The sequence below is a fragment of the Bradyrhizobium sp. MOS002 genome, from assembly GCF_003020115.1.
Classification (GTDB): domain Bacteria; phylum Pseudomonadota; class Alphaproteobacteria; order Rhizobiales; family Xanthobacteraceae; genus Bradyrhizobium.
The window spans coordinates 21,687-38,310 of the sequence record NZ_PYFX01000002.1; the positions used below are offsets into that span (position 1 = coordinate 21,687).

At 63.9% G+C, this 16,624-nt stretch carries 13 protein-coding genes; 6 read left to right on the plus strand and 7 right to left on the minus strand.

What is annotated here, in order from left to right; genetic code table 11:
• The first annotated feature begins 31 nt into the window (after positions 1 to 31).
• Positions 32 to 1,306, plus strand: a complete 1,275-nt coding sequence (fahA, locus tag C7G41_RS04780) for a fumarylacetoacetase (RefSeq protein ID WP_106941511.1) — start codon at positions 32 to 34, stop codon at positions 1,304 to 1,306.
• Between the two features lie 134 nt (positions 1,307 to 1,440).
• On the opposite strand, the gene C7G41_RS04790 is transcribed toward fahA, so the two are convergent.
• Both C7G41_RS04790 and C7G41_RS04795 read right to left on the minus strand, forming a co-directional pair.
• Positions 1,441 to 1,752, minus strand: coding sequence for a DUF1272 domain-containing protein (locus C7G41_RS04790; RefSeq protein WP_106941513.1), 312 nt, complete (start codon positions 1,750 to 1,752; stop codon positions 1,441 to 1,443).
• A 73-nt stretch (positions 1,753 to 1,825) separates the two neighbouring features.
• Positions 1,826 to 2,305, minus strand: coding sequence for an Lrp/AsnC family transcriptional regulator (locus tag C7G41_RS04795; protein WP_199198176.1), 480 nt, complete (start codon positions 2,303 to 2,305; stop codon positions 1,826 to 1,828).
• 118 nt (positions 2,306 to 2,423) lie between these two features.
• On the opposite strand from C7G41_RS04795, the gene hppD reads away from it, so the two are divergent.
• A complete protein-coding gene (gene hppD, locus C7G41_RS04800) occupies positions 2,424 to 3,539 on the plus strand; it encodes a 4-hydroxyphenylpyruvate dioxygenase (protein WP_106941515.1) in 1,116 nt (371 codons plus the stop codon).
• Positions 3,540 to 3,729: 190 nt separating this feature from the next.
• Here hppD and C7G41_RS04805 read toward each other — a convergent pair whose 3' ends face one another.
• The 4 genes from C7G41_RS04805 to C7G41_RS04820 form a co-directional block, all read right to left on the minus strand.
• The gene (locus C7G41_RS04805; RefSeq protein ID WP_106942155.1) at positions 3,730 to 4,839 is read right to left on the minus strand and encodes a CaiB/BaiF CoA-transferase family protein; all 1,110 of its coding nucleotides are present in this window, start codon (positions 4,837 to 4,839) and stop codon (positions 3,730 to 3,732) included.
• A 206-nt stretch (positions 4,840 to 5,045) separates the two neighbouring features.
• Positions 5,046 to 5,846: a xanthine dehydrogenase family protein subunit M gene (locus tag C7G41_RS04810; RefSeq protein WP_106941516.1), complete on the minus strand. Its 801-nt coding sequence runs from the start codon at positions 5,844 to 5,846 to the stop codon at positions 5,046 to 5,048.
• Positions 5,847 to 5,860: 14 nt separating this feature from the next.
• Entirely contained in the window at positions 5,861 to 8,203 is a 2,343-nt protein-coding gene (locus tag C7G41_RS04815; protein WP_106941517.1) for a xanthine dehydrogenase family protein molybdopterin-binding subunit, read from the minus strand.
• 84 nt (positions 8,204 to 8,287) lie between these two features.
• Positions 8,288 to 8,773, minus strand: coding sequence for a (2Fe-2S)-binding protein (locus C7G41_RS04820; protein WP_106941518.1), 486 nt, complete (start codon positions 8,771 to 8,773; stop codon positions 8,288 to 8,290).
• Positions 8,774 to 9,116: 343 nt separating this feature from the next.
• Between C7G41_RS04820 and C7G41_RS04825 the strand changes: the two genes are divergently transcribed.
• Positions 9,117 to 11,156, plus strand: coding sequence for a methyl-accepting chemotaxis protein (locus C7G41_RS04825; protein ID WP_106941519.1), 2,040 nt, complete (start codon positions 9,117 to 9,119; stop codon positions 11,154 to 11,156).
• 294 nt (positions 11,157 to 11,450) lie between these two features.
• Entirely contained in the window at positions 11,451 to 13,484 is a 2,034-nt protein-coding gene (locus C7G41_RS04830; protein WP_199198178.1) for a methyl-accepting chemotaxis protein, read from the plus strand.
• Positions 13,485 to 13,630: 146 nt separating this feature from the next.
• Here C7G41_RS04830 and C7G41_RS04835 read toward each other — a convergent pair whose 3' ends face one another.
• On the minus strand, positions 13,631 to 13,969 hold the full coding sequence (locus tag C7G41_RS04835) for a DUF3175 domain-containing protein (protein WP_106941520.1): 339 nt from the start codon (positions 13,967 to 13,969) through the stop codon (positions 13,631 to 13,633).
• A 181-nt stretch (positions 13,970 to 14,150) separates the two neighbouring features.
• Between C7G41_RS04835 and C7G41_RS04840 the strand changes: the two genes are divergently transcribed.
• A complete protein-coding gene (locus tag C7G41_RS04840) occupies positions 14,151 to 15,638 on the plus strand; it encodes an MFS transporter (protein WP_199198181.1) in 1,488 nt (495 codons plus the stop codon).
• A 3-nt stretch (positions 15,639 to 15,641) separates the two neighbouring features.
• Positions 15,642 to 16,463 (plus strand): trehalose-phosphatase, encoded by an 822-nt coding sequence (gene otsB / locus C7G41_RS04845; protein WP_106941522.1) that lies wholly within the window; start codon positions 15,642 to 15,644, stop codon positions 16,461 to 16,463.
• Positions 16,464 to 16,624: the final 161 nt, after the last annotated feature.

Genomic DNA, 16,624 nt, shown 5'->3' on the forward strand with positions numbered 1-16,624 from the left:
AGGGGAGAAGGAAGAAAGGACCGGGCCGACAGTGACGACACACCCCAACGACCCCAGCCTCCGCTCCTTCATCGACGTCGATCCGGCCTCCGACTTCCCGATCCAGAACCTGCCTTACGGCGTGTTCTCGACCGCGAACAATCCGACGCCGCGCGTCGGAGTTGCGATCGGCAACTATGTGCTCGATCTCTGGGAGCTCGAGCAGGATTCGCGGCTCGATGTCGGGCCGCTCGGCGTGTTCTCGACGCCGTCGCTCAATGCTTTCATGGCGCTGGGGCCAAAGGTCTGGGCGAAGACGCGGGCGCGGATCAGCGAGCTGTTGCGCGCCGATCATCCCGAGCTGCGCGACAATGAACAGCTGCGCAAGCAGGCTCTGGTGCCGATACGCGACCGAAAATTACATCTGCCGTTCGCGGTCTCCGGCTACACCGATTTCTATTCGTCGAAAGAACACGCCACCAATGTCGGCGTGATGTTCCGTGGCAAGGACAATGCGCTGCAGCCGAACTGGCTGCACATGCCGATCGGCTATAACGGCCGCGCCTCCACCGTCGTCGTGTCCGGCACCAAGGTGAAGCGTCCGCGCGGGCAGCTGAAGCCGCCGAATGTGGAGGCGCCGAGCTTCGCGCCGTGCAAGCGGCTCGATTTCGAGCTGGAGATGGGTGTCGTGATCGGGCAGCCTTCGCCGATGGGCGGCATGCTCACTGAGCAACAGGCCGAGGAGATGATCTTCGGCTTCGTGCTGCTCAACGATTGGAGCGCGCGCGATATCCAGCAATGGGAATATGTGCCGCTTGGCCCGTTCCTCGCCAAGGCGTTCGCGACCTCGATCAGCCCATGGATAGTGACGCGCGAGGCGCTGGAGCCGTTTCGCCTGAACGGGCCGGAGCAGGAGCCGGTGCCGCTCGATTATCTCAAGCAGGGCAAGCCGCAAAACTACGATCTCGAACTCGACGTCTCCTTGCGCGCCGCCGGCGCCAACGCGCCTGCCGGCATCAGCCGCACCAATTTCAAGTACATGTACTGGTCGTCGGTGCAGCAACTGATGCACCACGCCTCCTCCGGCTGCGCCATGAATGTCGGAGATCTCTTGGGGAGCGGTACGATCTCCGGCCCGGAGAAGAACCAGCGCGGCAGTCTGCTGGAGATCAGCTGGAACGGCACCGAGCCGGTCGAATTGCCCGGCGGCATCAAGCGGTCATTCCTGGAAGACGGCGACAGCCTCGTCATGCGCGGCTGGTGTCAGGGCGACGGTTATCGCGTCGGCTTCGGCGAGGTTGAAGGGACGATTCTGGCGGCGGAGTAATGGCAGGGGAGTGATGGGACACTCTATCCACATCCTCCGTCATTGCGAGCGAAGCGAAGCAATCCAGGGTCTTTCCGCAGCGGCAGTCTGGATTGCTTCGTCGCAAGGGCTCCTCGCAATGACGTGGTGAGAGCCTACCGCTTCTCCGGCGCGACGTCGCGTATCCGCGCGCAATGCGCCGCGACGTCCTCCAGGCTGTACTTCAGATGCACCCGCTTGTCCGACGGCGTCTGGTTGCTCGTGCACACGCCCGGTCGCCATTGCTGCGTTGGCCTGATCGGGCGCGGCGCAAAACCGCCGCCGCAGTTCGGGCAGACGTTGGAGAGTTTCGTCTCCACGCAGTCCGCACAGAAGGTGCATTCATAGGAGCAGATCCGCGCGTCCGTCGCGTTCGGCGGCAGGTCGCGGTCGCAATATTCGCAGTTCGGTCGAAGCTGGAGGGCCATGGCTCAGTCTCCGCAGATTGCCGGGATCATCGCAGATCGCGCGCGGAGCGCGAATGCCGGATTTCCCTCGATTTCAGCCGGGTTTGATTTCTTTCAGCGGCAGACGCGTGCTTTCCTTCAGCCTGTCGAGCACGATCGATGAGCGCACATGGGCGATACTCTGGTGCGGCATCAGCACGTCGTTGACGAGAGTGGAGAGACCCTTCAGGTCGCGCAGGACGGCTTTCAACACATAGTCGGCGTCGCCGGTCAGCGAATAGGCCTCCTGGATCTCGTCGATTCGATTGACCAGCGTTCGGAAGCGTTTCGAGTTGTCCGGTGAGTGGGTCGCCAGCGTCACCTGGATAAAGGCGATCACGCCGAAGCCAAGGGCCTCGCTGGAGAGATCGGCGTGGTAGCCCGCGATCACCTTCTCCTCCTCCAGCCGCATCCGCCGGCGCGAGCATTGCGAGGCCGAGAGCCCTGCGATGTCGGCCAGTTCCTGGTTGGTGAGGCGGCCGTCGTCCTGGAGCGCGCCCAGGATCTTGAGGTCGAAGGCATCCACCAAAGTCATGCGGAATTGTCCCATTCTATGCACAGATCGTGCGCAGAATAGCCAAATGACGTCCCATTTGCACGCTCATTGCATGCGCCATGAAGGATAGTTCATGGCAGTAATTTGGGAGAGCACCATGGGTCCGTTTCCGCACGATGCACCGCCGGCCACGATCAGCGCCGACAATCCGATGGGCACCGACGGGTTCGAGTTCGTCGAATATGCGCATCCCGATCCGGAACAGCTGCACGCCCTGTTCAAGCTAATGGGCTATGCGCCCGTCGCGCGCCACAGAACGAAGAAGATCACGGTCTATCGCCAGGGTGACATCAACTATCTCGTCAACGAGGAGCCCGGCACCCACGGTCACGATTTCGTCGCCGCGCACGGGCCCTGCGCGCCGTCGATGGCGTTTCGCGTCGTCGATGCGAAGGCGGCCTATGACCGCGCGATATCGCTCGGTGCCGAACCTGCCGATGTGTCATCCGCGCAGAAGACGCTCGACGTCCCCGCGATCAAGGGCATCGGCGGCAGCCTGCTCTATTTCGTCGATCGCTATGGCGCCAAAGGTTCGCCCTATGACAGCGAGTTCGAATGGCTGGGTGCGCGCGATCCCCGTCCCGCCGGCGCCGGCCTGTTCTATCTCGATCACCTCACCCATAACGTCCATCGCGGCCGCATGGACGTGTGGACCGGCTTCTACGAGAAGCTCTTCAACTTCCGCCAGATCCGCTTCTTCGACATCGAGGGCCGCGCCTCGGGCCTGTTCTCGCGGGCGCTGACGAGCCCCGACGGCAAGATCCGGATTCCGATCAACGAGGACGCCGGCGATTCCGGCCAGATCGAGGAATATCTCAATATCTATCGCGGCGAAGGCATCCAGCACATCGCCTGCGGCTGCCGTGACATCCACCGCACCATCGAAGGCCTGCGCGAAGCCGGCCTGCCTTTCATGCCGGCGCCGCCCAAGACCTATTTCGAGCGGATCGACGCGCGCCTGCCCAAGCATGGTGAGGACGTCGCGCGGCTTCAGGCCAACGGCATCCTGATCGACGGCGAAGGCGTGGTCGACGGCGGCCAGACCAAGGTGCTGCTGCAGATCTTCTCGGCCAACGCGATCGGCCCGATCTTCTTCGAGTTCATCCAGCGCAAGGGCGACGACGGTTTTGGCGAAGGCAATTTCAAGGCCCTATTCGAATCGATCGAGGAGGACCAGATCCGGCGCGGGGTGCTGAAGGTGGATGCGGCGTAAGCACGCGCTTTACGTACACTGCCCCATCAAAACAGGCGTCGTCCCGGCGAAGGCCGGGCCCCATACTGCGTGATTTATCGATCTGATCGGTGAGGGTACCGAACTCCGAGCCTTCGCCAAACCACTCCCTGTGGTTATGGGTCCCGGCCTTCGCCGGGACGACAGCGGAGGTTGTTGTAACGGTGAGGGTCTAACGCCCCGCCCACGCCTTCGTCACCGAGCCGATCTCCGCGCCCTCCGGCTCGCGCACCGCTGACGGCGTCCGCGAAAAGCGCGGCGCCGGCGCCGGCTGCTTCACGCCGTGGCGTTCGACGAAGACGTTGCGGGCGACCATGTGCGGATGCTCGGTCGCTTCCGACATGGTCAGCACCGGCGCAAAGCAGATGTCGGTGCCTTCCATGATCTTGCACCAGTCCTCGCGCGTCTTGCTCTTGAACACTGTCTTGAGTTTTTCCTTCAGCGCGGGCCAGGCCTTGCGGTCCATCTGCGCATCGAAATCGGCGTCGGTCAGGCCGGCGTGCTCGCGCAGCAGCGCGTAGAACTGCGGCTCGATCGAGCCGATCGAGACGAAATGGCCGCAGGCGCATTCGTAGACGCCGTAGAAATGCGCGCCGCCGTCGAGGAAGTTCTCATTGCGGCCTTCGGTCCAGCGGCCGAGCGTGGTCATGTCGAAGAAAAAAGACATCAGCGATGCCGCGCCGTCGCACATCGCGGCATCGACGACCTGCCCCTTGCCTGACCGCGAGGCTTCCAGCAGCGCCGCAAGCACGCCGACGACGAGGTAGAGCGCGCCGCCGCCGAAATCGCCGACCAAATTGAGCGGCGGCACCGGCGCTTCCTTGGTGCCGATTGCGGCGAGCGCGCCGGTGATGGAGATGTAGTTGATGTCATGGCCGGCGGCATTGGCGAGCGGGCCTTGCTGGCCCCAGCCGGTCATGCGGCCGTAGACCAGCTTCGGATTGCGTGCGAGCACCACGTCAGGCCCGAGACCGAGCCGCTCCATCACACCGGGACGGAAACCCTCGACCAGCGCATCGGCATTCGCGAGCAGGTCGAGCACTTCCGCGATCGCCGCCTTGTCCTTGAGGTCAAGCTCGATCACCTTGCGGCCGCGGCCCGCGACCGACTTCATGTTCTTCCTGGCGCCGATCCGATCGAGCGTGACGACATCGGCACCCATGTCAGCCAGCATCATGCAGGCAAAAGGGCCTGGTCCGATGCCGGCGAATTCGACGATGCGGAAGCCTGCGAGCGGGCCGGAGGTGCGAACGGAGGAGGTGGGGGCTGATTTGTCGAGCAATTGTTGTTTCCTCGGGTCGCGGGCGGATGCCGATTGTTCGGCAATCGCCTCGGACATTCCTCTGTGGGCGAGTTAATTGGCTGATTAACTTTTCTCGCCTTCACGCCAGCGAGGCAAGCGCTTTTCATCCGCACGGCCAAATAAAAACGGCGCGCACCGAAGTGCGCGCCGCGGAAGATTTGTGTTGAGGCGCTAAGGCGCGATGATCAGCGTGCGGCAGCCACCGCGCGCTGCGCCATCACCTTGATCAGGTTGGCGCGGTACTCCGCCGTGCCGTGGATGTCGGCCAGCAGATTGCTCGCCGAAATGCTCACGCTGTCGATCGCCGAAGGTGACCAATTCGCCTTCAGCGCCGTTTCGATGGCCGGGACCCGCATCACGCCGCTTTGCGAGGCGCCGGTGGCGGCAACCCGAACCTCGCCCGACTTCGTCTGTGCGACGAACACGCCGGTCAGCGCGAAGCGAGACGCCGGGTGGCGCATCTTTTCGTAGCCAGCCTTCGCCGGAACCGGGAACGACACGGCGGTGATGAGCTCGCCGTCTTCCAGCGCCGTCGTGAACAGGCCCTGGAAGAAGTCATCCGCCGTGATCGAGCGCTTGTTGGTCTTCACGGTGGCGCCGAGCGCGAGCAGCGCGGCGGGAAAATCCGCCGCGGGATCGTTGTTGGCGATCGAGCCGCCGATCGTGCCGCGATAGCGCACGGCGGGGTCGCCGAGCACCGAGGTGAGATAGGCGATTGCGGGGGTCGCCTTCTTCACATCGGCATTCTGCATGATGTCGAAATAGGTCGTGCCGGCCTTGATGGTCAGCACGTCGCCCGAGAGCTCGACGCCCTGCAGCTCCTTGATCTTGCCGAGGTCGATGACGTCGGTCGGGCTGGCGAGGCGCTGCTTCATCACCGGCAGCAGCGTCTGGCCGCCGGCGAGAAACTTTGCTTCGCTGCTCTTGGAGAACAGGGCGACGGCTTCGTCGACCGAGGACGCGCGATGATAAACGGTCTGGTACATCTTCGTTCCTCTCCTTAAGCCGCGTGGATCGTGCGCCACACCCGGTCAGGGGTTGCGGGCATTTCCAGATTGTTCTTGCCGATCGCGTCCGTGATCGCATTGATCACGGCCGCAGAGGCGCCGATGGCGCCGGCCTCACCGCAACCCTTGATGCCGAGCGGATTGCCCGGGCACAGCGTCGTAGTGTGGGAGAGGTTGAACGAGGGCAAATCGTCGGCGCGCGGCATGGCGTAGTCCATGAACGAGGCCGTGACCGGCTGGCCGCTGGCGTCGTAGATGGCGTGCTCGAGCAGCGCCTGCCCGATGCCCTGGGCGAGGCCGCCATGGACCTGGCCCTCGACGATCATCGGGTTGATCAGCCGGCCGAAATCGTCGGCCGCGACGAAGTTGACGAAGGAGGTCTTGCCCGTGCCGGCATCGACCTCGAGCTCGCAGATGTATGTGCCGGCCGGGAAGGTGAAGTTGGTCGGGTCGTAGAAGGCGCTCTCCTTCAGGCCCGGCTCCATCCCGTCAGGCAGATTGTGCGCGGTGTAGGCCGCGAGCGCGACCATCGGGAAGGCGATCGCCTTGTCGGTCCCGGCCACCTTGAACTCGCCGTTCTCGATGACGATGTCGCCTTCCGAGGCTTCCAGCGCATGCGCGGCGATCTTCTTGGCCTTGGATTCCATCTTCTCCATCGCCTTCAGAATCGCGGTGAGGCCGACGGCCGCGGAGCGCGAGCCGTAGGTGCCCATGCCGAACTGCACCTTGTCGGTGTCGCCATGGACGATCGAGACCTGGCTGATGGGAACGCCGAGGCGCTCCGCAACGAGCTGGCAGAACGTGGTCTCGTGACCCTGACCGTGGCTGTGCGATCCCGTCAGGACTTCGATGGTGCCGACCGGGTTGACGCGGACCTCGGCGGACTCCCACAGGCCGACGCCGGCGCCCAGGCTGCCGACGGCCTTCGACGGCGCGATGCCGCAGGCCTCGATGTAGCAGGACACGCCGATGCCACGCAGCTTGCCGTCGGCCTTCGCCTTGGCCTTGCGCCCGGCAAAGCCCGCATAGTCGATTGCCTTCATCGCGGCATCGAGCGAGGCGTTAAAGTCGCCGGTGTCATAAGCCATGATCACGGGCGTCTGGTGCGGGAACGTGGTGATGAAGTTGGTCCGGCGTAGCGCGGCCGGATCGACCTTCAACTGCCGCGCCGCCGTCTCCATCAGACGTTCGATCAGATAGCTCGCCTCGGGGCGGCCGGCGCCGCGATAGGCATCGACCGGCGTGGTGTTGGTGTAGACCCCGACCACCTCGGCGTGGATCGCCGGGATGTTGTACTGGCCCGACAGCAGCGTCGCATACAGATAGGTCGGCACCGACGACGAGAACAGCGACATGTAGGCGCCGAAATTGGCGTAGGTCTTCACCTTCAACCCGGTGATCTTGTTGTTGGCGTCGAACGCCATCTCGGCATGGGTGACGTGGTCGCGGCCATGCGCATCGGTGAGGAAGGCTTCGGTGCGGTCGCCGGTCCATTTCACGGGACGGCCGACTTTCTTCGAGGCCCACAGCGCCACCATCTCTTCGGGATAGATGAAGATCTTGGAGCCGAAGCCGCCGCCGACATCGGGCGCGATCACGCGCAGCTTGTGCTCGGGTGCGATGTTGTAGAACGCCGACAGCACGAGGCGGGCGACGTGCGGGTTCTGCGACGTCGTGTAGAGCGTGAAATGCTCTTCCGCCGAATCGTAATCGGCAATTGCCGCACGCGGCTCCATTGCGTTCGGCGCGAGGCGGTTGTTGGTAACGTCGAGCTTCACCACGTTGGCGGCCTTGGCGAAGGCGGCATCGGTGGCGCCCTCGTCGCCGATCACCCAGTCATAAACCTGGTTGCCGGGAGCTTCGGGATGCAGCTGCGGCGCGCCGGACTTGATTGCGGCGTGGACGTCGGCGACCGCGGGCAGCTCTTCGTAGTTCACGACCACGGCTTCGGCCGCGTCGCGTGCGAGATTTTTGGTCTCGGCGATCACGACTGCGACGGCCTGACCGACGAAGCGCACCGTCTCCGGCGCCATCGCCGGCCATGCGCCCATCTTCATCGGGCTGCCGTCCTTGGAGGTGATGGCCCAGCCGCAGATGAGATTGCCGACCTTGTCGTCGACGATCTCCTGTCCCGTCAGCACCGCGACCACGCCCGGCATCTTCAGCGCGGCGGAGGAATCGATTCCCTTCACCTTGGCATGCGCGTGCGGGCTGCGGATGAAATGGGCATGGGTCATGCCCTGCAATTTGATGTCGTCGACGTAGCGGCCCTTGCCGGTAATGAAACGCTTGTCTTCCTTGCGCACGACACTCGCGCCGATGCCTTCAACACCCATGTCTGGTCCTCCCGACCGGAATTTGTCTTGACCGCGCTTTCCCTCGAAAGCGGCGGCGATGGTTCTTATTTCGAGGCGCGCCGATTACTCGGCTGCCTGCGAGACCTTCATGCGGCCTGCCGCATCCAGCACGGCTTTGACGATGTTGTGGTAGCCGGTGCAGCGGCAGATGTTGCCTTCGAGCTCGTGGCGGACGGTGGCCTCGTCGAGCTGGCCACCATAGCGGTGCACGATGTCGATCGCCGACATGATCATGCCCGGCGTGCAATAGCCGCACTGGAGGCCGTGATTGTCGCGGAAGGCCGCCTGCATCGGGTGCAGTTCGTCGCCCTTGGCGATGCCTTCGATCGTGGTGATGCTGGCGCCGTCGGCCTGTCCCGCCAGCATGGTGCAGGATTTGACCGCCTTGCCATCCACATGGACGACGCAGGCGCCGCATTGGCTGGTGTCGCAGCCGACATGGGTTCCGGTGAGGTTGAGGTGGTCCCGCAGCAGCTGAACCAGCAGCGTGCGGTCCTCGACGTCGACAGCAACGGCCTTGCCGTTCACCGTCAGTTTGACTGTAGACACGGTTGAAGTCCTCCCGGGATCGATTTTGATTGTTTCTAATTAGAGACAGCGACCCGGAACTTTGCAACTAGCATTTTGGTCGCCCGCGTCATGGAAAAGTCATTGATCCAGAATGGCCAACATTGACTGGGGAGGCCGAGTCGACCGGATCGGGCGCGGCGCCCGGGGCGCAGGTGGGATGCCAGCCCCTATATCACGATGCGGTCCAACGGGGCCGATAGAGCCGGAAACTCTGCGGCTGCGCCGAATTTACCGCCCCTTATCGATTCTGCCTTAGTTTTGCCCAGCCAGGTCAGGGGGCGGGACGCCACCGGATCTCGGCTGAATGAACATGGGGGTGGGAATGTCCGGGCGTATCGCGGCGTCGTCGAAGCGCACAATAATGCCGACCCTCAGGTTCCGCGCCAAGATCATTCTGGGCTTTGCCGCGGTGCTGGTGATCTCCGCCGGCAGTATGGCTTTCTCCTATTTTGGCTTCGAGCGGGTCTCTTCCGGGGTGGGATCCTACCGCAGCAGCGTCACCGAGGCCGATCTCGCCCGCAACATCGACCGGGAGCTGCTCGCCTATCGCTCGGCCGTCAAATATTTCGTCGTCACCGGCAAGGAGGATGACGCCAAGGCGGCACTGGACGCGGAGACCGGCCTGAAGAGCGCCATCGACCAGGCGGTCAAGAGCGCCAAGAAGCCGGCGCGGCAGGAAAGTCTGGGCAAGCTCGCCAAGGAGTTTTCCAACTTCTCCGCGACCTTCGCAAAAGTCCTCCAGGCCAAGCGTGACAGCGCACTGCTGGTGCAGAACCAGCTCACGCGCAACGCCAACCTCCTGAAATACAAGCTCGACGACATCGGCAACAACGCCTCCGATTCCGAGGCGCAGGCGATCGAGTTCGGGACCAAGCAAGTCAATGCTCAATTCCAGACCGCGAACGCGGCGGCGACCAATTTCGTGCTGACATCCGATCAGGCGATTGCGACCAGCGCGCTGGCGCGGCTGAAATTCGTCGAGAACTCACTCAACGCGGTCTATTCCATGGACGACAAGATCGTCGCCGGCCTGAAGGATGCCAAGGGGTTGCTCGGTGCCTATCGGGAATCGCTGGAGAAGCTGATCGCCAACGTCAAGATGATCGACGATCTCGTCACCGAGATGAGCGGCTCGGCCGGCGCGATCCTTCAGGGCGCCACTGCCATGAAGGCGGACCTCGTTGCCGAACAGCAGCGGCTGGAGTCCGAATCGGAAGCGACCATCGGGAAGACCGAGCAACTGGTGCTGATGCTGGCCATCGGCGGCACGATGCTCGGCGCGGTCCTCGCCTTCCTGCTCGGCACCGGCATTTCGCGTCCGATGATCGCGATGTGCAAGGCGATGCGCGAGCTTGCCGCGGGCAATTTCGACGTCGTGCTCCCGGGCCTGGGGCGCAAGGACGAGATCGGCGAGATGGCCGGCGCGGTCGAGGAATTCAAGGTGCAGGCCGTGGCCAAGGCCGAGCGCGACGCCGCCGCCAACGAGGCCCAGAACAAGGAAGCGAGCGCTGCTCGCCGCTCCGAGCTGATCCGCTTCGCCGACGATTTCGAGAGCGCGGTCGGCGCCATCGTCTCCAACGTCTCGGCTTCCGCCGTGCAGCTGGAATCGGCGGCCTCGACGCTGACCCGTACCGCCGAAACCACGCAGAGCCTGTCGAGCCAGGTCGCCGACGTCTCCGAGCAGGCCTCCAGCAACATGCAGTCGGTGGCGACCGCGACCGAAGAGCTTTCAGCCTCGGTCGAGGAGATCGGGCGCCAGGTCCGCGATTCCAGCCGCATTGCCGAAGCTGCCGTGGTGCAGGCAAAGGAGACCGATAACCGCATCGGCAAGCTCTCGCATGCCGCCCAGCAGATCGGCGAAGTCGTCAAGCTCATCACGGCGATCGCCGAGCAGACCAATCTTCTCGCTCTGAATGCGACCATCGAGGCGGCGCGCGCCGGTGAAGCCGGTCGCGGCTTTGCAGTGGTCGCCAGCGAAGTGAAGTCGCTGGCAAGCCAGACCGCGAAGGCCACCGACGAAATTTCCTCGCACATCACGGGCATGCAAGGCGCGACGGCCGAATCGGTTGCGGCGATCAAGGAGATCGGCGCGACCATCGGCCAGATCTCGTCGATCTCGACGTCGATTGCGAGCGCGGTTGAGCAGCAAGGCGCTGCGACGCAGGAAATCGCGCGTAGCGTCCAGACCGTCGCACAGGGCACCCAGACCGCCGCCACCGATATCGGTCAGGTCAACCGCGGCGCCGCCGAAACCGGCTCGGCCTCGGAAGAGGTACTGCACTCGGCCAAGACGCTGTCGTCCGAAAGCACCCGCCTGCGCGCCGAGCTCGACCGCTTCATGGGGAATATCCGGGCGGCGTAGGGGCATTCCCGCCAATGTCGTCCTGGCGAAAGCCAGGACCCATTACCCCAAGCAGGGGTTATCGGGCGAACTGCTAACTTCGAGTCATCGCCAAATTGCTCCCCGGGGCAATAAGGTCCTGGATCGGCGCTGCGCTTGTCCAGGACGACGGACAACCCTGTGTCACCTAACCGCCGGTTGCGGCGTCGCAAATTTACCGCCGCTTATCCTTTGCGCTTTACCGTGCTCACGCGTCAGGAAGCGGGCTGCTTCCGGGCTGCGCCTGGTTTTCCGCGAATGGAATGGGGTGGGGGAATGCCCGTCAAGTCGAAGCCGACCACATCGAAGCTGCTCACCTTGCGTTTTCGCGCAAAAATCATCCTCGGCTTTGTGGCGGTGCTCGCCATCCTCGCCGTCAGCATGGCTTTTGCGTATTTCGGCTTCGAGCGCATCCAGGCCGCCGTTGCCTCCTACCGCTCCAGCGTCGCCGAAGCGGACCTTGCGCGGACGGTCGATCGCGAGCTGATCGCTTACCAGGGGCTGGCGCGGGCCTACACGCTGACCGGCGCGGCGGATGATGAGACCGCAGCCAAAGCAGCCGAAGAGAATCTGAGGGCCGCGATCGCCAAGTCGGCGGCGGCCACCACGGGCGCAGCGCGCCGCGAGCAGGTCGGCAGGCTCGAGGCCGACTTCAAGAGCTTTACCAAGGTGTTCGGCGAGATCATCACGTTGACGCGCGAGAACGGCAAGATCGCGACCGATGAGCTCAACAGCGTCGGCAACAAGATCCGCTTCAAGTTCGACGATCTTGCCGATACCGCGGCATTGGCGGGCCTGAACTCGGTTCAGAGCACGGCCAAGGACATCACATCGCAATACCTTGCGGTCTCCACTTCGGTCAGCGCCTTCGTCGCCAAACCGGAGCCGAAGACCGCGGACGGCGTGACCGCCCGCATCAAATTCCTGGAGACCTTGCTGGTCTCGATCTATGCCAACGACCAGAAGATCACCGATCGCGTCACCGAGATCAGCAATCTCCTCAAGCAGTATCGCAGCTCCTTTTCAAAGCTGACCGAGAACGTGAAGGTCATCGTCAAGCTGAACGGCGAGATGACCAAGACGGCCGCGTCCATTCTCAAGCTCTCGGGTGAGCTGCGATCGGAGCTGACGGCGGATCAGCAGCGCATCGAGGTCAACGCCAATGCCACCATCGGCGACACCGAGCGGCTGATGCTGATGATGGCGCTGGGTGGCCTTGCCGTCGGCGCTGCGCTCGCCCTGATGCTGGGCAACGGCATTTCGCGTCCGATGATCGCGATGTGCAAGGCGATGCGCGAGCTTGCCTCGGGCAATTTCGACGTCGTGCTGCCGGGCCTGGGCCGCAAGGACGAGATCGGCGAGATGGCCGGCGCGGTCGAGGAATTCAAGGTGCAGGCCGTGGCCAAGGCCGAGCGCGACGCCGCCGCCAACGAGGCCCAGAACAGGGAGCAGGCCGCAAGCCGTCGTTCCGAGCTGATTCGTTTCGCCGACGATTTCGAGAGCGCGGTCGGTGCCATCGTCTCCAACGTCTCGGCTTCCGCCGTGCAGCTGGAATCGGCGGCCTCGACGCTGACCCGTACCGCCGAGACCACGCAGAGCCTGTCGAGCCAGGTCGCCGACGTCTCCGAGCAGGCCTCCAGCAACATGCAGTCGGTCGCGACCGCCACGGAAGAGCTCTCGGCCTCGGTCGAGGAGATCGGCCGCCAGGTGCGCGATTCCAGCCGCATTGCCGAAGCTGCCGTGGTGCAGGCAAAGGAGACCGATAACCGCATCGGCAAGCTCTCGCATGCCGCCCAGCAGATCGGCGAAGTCGTCAAGCTCATCACGGCGATCGCCGAGCAGACCAATCTTCTCGCTCTGAATGCGACCATCGAGGCGGCGCGCGCCGGTGAAGCCGGTCGCGGCTTTGCAGTGGTCGCCAGCGAAGTGAAGTCGCTGGCAAGCCAGACCGCGAAGGCCACCGACGAAATTTCCTCGCACATCACGGGCATGCAAGGCGCGACGGCCGAATCGGTTGCGGCGATCAAGGAGATCGGCGCGACCATCGGCCAGATCTCGTCGATCTCGACGTCGATTGCGAGCGCGGTTGAGCAGCAAGGCGCTGCGACGCAGGAAATCGCGCGTAGCGTCCAGACCGTCGCACAGGGCACCCAGACCGCCGCCACCGATATCGGTCAGGTCAACCGCGGCGCCGCCGAAACCGGCTCGGCCTCGGAAGAGGTACTGCACTCGGCCAAGACGCTGTCGTCCGAAAGCACCCGCCTGCGCGCCGAGCTCGACCGCTTCATGGGGAATATCCGGGCGGCGTAGGGGCATTCCCGCCAATGTCGTCCTGGCGAAAGCCAGGACCCGTTACCCCAAGCAGGGGTTACTGCTAACTCCGAGCCATCGCCAATTTGCTCCCTGGGGTAATGGGTCCTGGATCGGCGCTCCGCTCGTCCAGGACGACCTGGCGCTCACTCCCTGCCGAATGCCCGCTTCAGCTCCACCTTTGCCCGCTCCAGCCGCGTGCGCTGCGTCTGCGGCAGCGTCTTGCCGGCGCGGTTGATGTAGAAGGTCAGCATCGACAGCGCCGAGCGGTAGGCGCCGGTCTTGCGGCGCGCGCTGCGCTCGGCCGAGTGCTTCAGCGACGTCGCGATCTTCTTCGCGCTGGTCAGCTTGAACACACCTTGTTTCAGATCGAGCGCGTCGCTCTCCTTCGTCACGCGCTGTGACCAGCGCTTCGGTGCGGCGCGTTTGGTGCTCTTGCGCGCCGCTGTTTTGCGAGAATGTGTCGTCTTTCTGGCATGAGCCATGCGTCAACTCCTTGCGGCTCCACCGAAAACCGGCGGCGCGAACGGTCGTTCCACGGGGAACCTGCCTTCGCCGCAGACGTTGTCGCAGGTGGCAGGCGGAATGCCGCACCCCTTGATCGGATCGCCCCCGTCCACGCCATGTGAACCGGGGCCATGTCCATTGGTCAGATACAACAACGCGATGGAATTGCAGCGAAGCCCAGCGCCGAACGATGGACCTGTGGTCTCCACGGCGACCGCGGCCGATCGCATCATCGAAACCAGCATTCCCGCGCGGCTTGACGCGCTGCCGTGGAGCGGTTTTCACACCCGCGTCGTGCTCGCGCTCGGCATCACCTGGATTCTGGATGGCCTCGAGGTGACGCTGGCCGGCGCGCTATCCGGCGCGCTGAAGCAGAGTCCCACCCTGCATTTCTCCAATCTCGATCTCGGCGTTGCCAATTCCGCCTATCTCGCGGGCGCGGTGCTCGGCGCGCTCGGCTTCGGCTGGCTTACCGACCGCATCGGCCGCAAGAAGCTGTTCTTCATCACGCTCGCGCTCTATCTCTCGGCGACGGCCGCGACCGCTCTGTCATGGAATGTCGCGAGCTACGCGCTGTTTCGCTTCCTCACCGGCGCCGGCATCGGCGGCGAATATACCGCGATCAATTCGACCATCCAGGAACTGGTGCCGGCGCGCTATCGCGGCTGGACCGATCTCGTCATCAACGGCAGCTTCTGGATCGGTGCCGCGATGGGCGCCGTGGCGGCCATCGTGCTGCTCGATCCCGCGGTGATCGGCCCCGATCTCGGTTGGCGCCTCGCTTATCTCATCGGTGCGGCCATCGGCCTCGTCGTGCTCTTGATGCGGATGTGGATTCCGGAGAGTCCGCGCTGGCTGATGATCCACGGTCGTCCCGATCAGGCCCACGCCATCGTCGACGAGATCGAGCGCTCGGTGCTCGGACACGACCAGGATACGAGCGACGGGCGCTTCGCCAAGATCCGTCTGAAAATGCGGAGTCACACGCCGATCCGCGAGGTCGTGCATACGCTGTTCTCGGTCTATCGCCAGCGGGCGATGGTCGGCCTCGTGCTGATGATCGCGCAGGCTTTCTTCTACAACGCCATCTTCTTCACCTTTGCGCTGGTGCTGACCGATTTTTACGGGATCAGCGCCGATCATGTCGGCTGGTATCTGCTCCCCTTCGCCGCCGGCAATTTCCTCGGGCCGCTGCTGCTCGGCCGCCTGTTCGATACGCTCGGCCGCCGTACCATGATCATGTTCACTTATGGCGCGTCGGGCCTGTTGCTGGCCCTGTCGGGCTATCTGTTCTCGATTGGCGCCTTGAGCGCGCAGGGGCAGACCATCGCCTGGATGGTGATCTTCTTCTTTGCCTCGCCCGCCGCGAGCGCCGCCTATCTCACCGTCAGCGAGACGTTTCCCTTGGAAGTCCGCGCGCTGGCGATCGCCGTGTTCTATGCGGTCGGCACCGGCATCGGCGGCGTGATCGGGCCCGCGTTGTTCGGGGCGCTGATCGACACGGGATCACGCACCAGCGTGTTCGCGGGCTATTTGCTGGGGGCATTCCTGATGATCGCGGCCGCGATCGTGGCGTGGCGCTATGCCGTCTCGGCGGAACGCAGATCGCTCGAAGAAATCGCGCGGCCGCTTGCTTCCATGGAGTAGACTATGAAATCGGAACTGGCTGAATTGGATCAAAAGCGCGCCATGGTCGACGATGAAGCGCCCGATGCGGTGCCGGTGCCTCACGCACTCGTGCCGCATCTCAATGAAACAGCGATCCTGCTCGACATCGACGGGACGCTGCTCGACCTGATGCCGACGCCGCGCGAGGTGTGGGTGCCGCCAGGCCTGTCGGAAACGTTGATCCGGCTGACGCAGCGCACCTCGGGCGCGCTGGCAATGGTCAGCGGCCGTTCGCTCAATGATATCGACCTGATCTTCGCGCCCGATGTCTTTCGCGCCGTCGCCGGCCACGGCGCGGAAATGCGGCTTTCCATTGACAATGAAGCCGATGCCGTCGGTGCGCCGCCGCTGGACAAGGAGTTGAAGCGGCGGCTCGCGGCGGTGGCCAAGCTCAGTCCCGGCATTCTGCTCGAAGACAAGGGCTATTCGCTGGCGCTGCACTACCGCCTTGCGCCGCATGCGGAGAAGGCGATTTATGAAGCCGTTTCGCTGATCCGCGCCGACCTGCCCAATGCGCCGATCGAAGTGCTGCCCGGCAAGTTCGTTTGCGAGATCAAGCATTCCGGTTTCACCAAGGCGACCGGCGTACGCGAATTGATGAAGCACGAGCCTTTCAAGGGACGCCGTCCGATCTTCATCGGCGACGACGTCACCGACGAGACCGTGTTCGCGATCATGCCCGACATGAACGGGCTCGCCTTCTCGGTCGGCCGCCGCGCCATGGGTGTCAACGGGCACTTCGATGCGCCGAACGATGTGCGCGCGTTCCTTGCGCGGCTGCTCGACGACTCAAGGTTGGAATAAGGCGCCGACATCCCGGAGCCACATATCGCGCGCGTAATTCCCCAGCGCGCTCGTTGCATGCTGGGGCGCGCCACGGCTTCGAAACTGTTTTGTGTAGCGAAATCGTCAGGTTCCCTGGAGGTAAACCGGTTCCAACGCGCACGCCCGATTTTGGTTTCAAT

Excerpts from the sequence above, each read along its gene's own strand:
- C7G41_RS04790 (WP_106941513.1), bottom strand. The coding sequence starts at position 1,752 with ATGGCCCTCCAGCTTCGACCGAACTGCGAATATTGCGACCGCGACCTG.
- C7G41_RS04795 (WP_199198176.1), bottom strand. The coding sequence starts at position 2,305 with ATGACTTTGGTGGATGCCTTCGACCTCAAGATCCTGGGCGCGCTCCAG.
- hppD (WP_106941515.1), top strand. The coding sequence starts at position 2,424 with ATGGGTCCGTTTCCGCACGATGCACCGCCGGCCACGATCAGCGCCGAC.
- C7G41_RS04810 (WP_106941516.1), bottom strand. The coding sequence starts at position 5,846 with ATGTACCAGACCGTTTATCATCGCGCGTCCTCGGTCGACGAAGCCGTC.
- C7G41_RS04815 (WP_106941517.1), bottom strand. The coding sequence starts at position 8,203 with ATGGGTGTTGAAGGCATCGGCGCGAGTGTCGTGCGCAAGGAAGACAAG.
- C7G41_RS04825 (WP_106941519.1), top strand. The coding sequence starts at position 9,117 with ATGTCCGGGCGTATCGCGGCGTCGTCGAAGCGCACAATAATGCCGACC.
- C7G41_RS04830 (WP_199198178.1), top strand. The coding sequence starts at position 11,451 with ATGCCCGTCAAGTCGAAGCCGACCACATCGAAGCTGCTCACCTTGCGT.
- C7G41_RS04835 (WP_106941520.1), bottom strand. The coding sequence starts at position 13,969 with ATGGCTCATGCCAGAAAGACGACACATTCTCGCAAAACAGCGGCGCGC.
- C7G41_RS04840 (WP_199198181.1), top strand. The coding sequence starts at position 14,151 with ATGGAATTGCAGCGAAGCCCAGCGCCGAACGATGGACCTGTGGTCTCC.
- otsB (WP_106941522.1), top strand. The coding sequence starts at position 15,642 with ATGAAATCGGAACTGGCTGAATTGGATCAAAAGCGCGCCATGGTCGAC.